This is a genomic window from Endozoicomonas sp. SESOKO2 (assembly GCF_024606245.1).
Taxonomy (GTDB): domain Bacteria; phylum Pseudomonadota; class Gammaproteobacteria; order Pseudomonadales; family Endozoicomonadaceae; genus Endozoicomonas_A.
In genome coordinates, this window is record NZ_JAHHPQ010000650.1 from 1 (window position 1) to 1,179 (window position 1,179).

Genomic DNA, 1,179 nt, shown 5'->3' on the forward strand with positions numbered 1-1,179 from the left:
CTTTAATGCTTCTTTCGGCTTGGTGGCCAACTCTTCCGCCTTGGCCAGAGCATGTTCAAAAATATGGTCGGTATCCACCGCTTCGTTAGCAATTCCATAATCCCGGGCTGTTTCTGCATCAAAAAAATCTCCCAGCATCAGCAGTTCTGCAGCACGCTGATGACCCATCACTTGGGGTAGCAGAAGACTGGAAGCAGCCTCTGGCACCAGGGCCAGATTCACAAACGGCAATCTCAGCTTGGCGTTTTTAGCAATGTAAACCAGGTCACTGTGTAACAACATGGTGACGCCAACACCGACAGCGACACCGCTGACCGCTGCCACCAGAGGCTTTTCCAAAGCCACCAGCTGACGAAGGAAAGTCATTACCGGGGAATCAAGACCCACACCTTCTTTCAGAAAGTCACCCAGGTCATTGCCTGCTGTGAAGGCATCCGTATATCCCTGAATCAGGACGACACGAACAGCATCATTGTTATCTGCATCGGCCAGCGCCCTCGCCATATCGGCATACATGACACTGGTCAGAGCATTCTTTTTGTCCGGTCTGTTCATGGTCACAACCAGAACCGGACCCTTTTGCTCAAGCACTACATTATTTTCAGACAAATTCACCACCTTTGAGAGTTGTTTTCTTATTTTACTGAGCCCGCTGGCTCAATTGTGCGTCAGACAATAGCAGCCATCGGCCAGTGAAACTATAGACTAACTCCATAACCCAACCTCAATAGTGATAGGGAAAGCGAGAAAAGTCCTTGGGTCTCTTATCCAGGAAGGCATCACGACCTTCTCTGGCTTCTTCAGTGCCATAGGCCAGCCGAGTCGCTTCACCAGCAAACAGCTGCTGGCCAACCATACCATCATCAGTCATGTTCAAGCCAAACTTCATCATACGGACGGCTGTGGGGGATTTCTCGCCAATTATCCCGGCCCATTCCAGCGCCAATGCTTCCAGCTTTGCGTGAGGCACCACTTTATTGACCATGCCCATTTCAAAGGCTTCCTGAGCGGAGTAATCCAGTCCCAGAAAGAAGATTTCACGGGCCCGCTTTTGTCCAACCATCTTGGCCAGATAAGCTGAGCCATAACCCGAATCAAAGCTGGCCACATCCAGATCGGTTTGTTTGAAAACAGCGTGCTCTGCAGAAGCCAGTGTCAGGTCGCAGACAACATGCAGGC

General features: G+C 50.6%; 2 protein-coding genes. Both read right to left on the minus strand.

Annotated features, from left to right (window positions below; all coding sequences use genetic code 11):
- A partial coding sequence (locus KDK17_RS16125; protein ID WP_257288522.1) for an enoyl-CoA hydratase-related protein occupies nt 1–609 on the minus strand: 609 nt, incomplete at its 3' end.
- Between the two features lie 115 nt (nt 610–724).
- A partial coding sequence (locus KDK17_RS16130) for an enoyl-CoA hydratase-related protein (protein ID WP_257288523.1) occupies nt 725–1,179 on the minus strand: 455 nt, incomplete at its 5' end.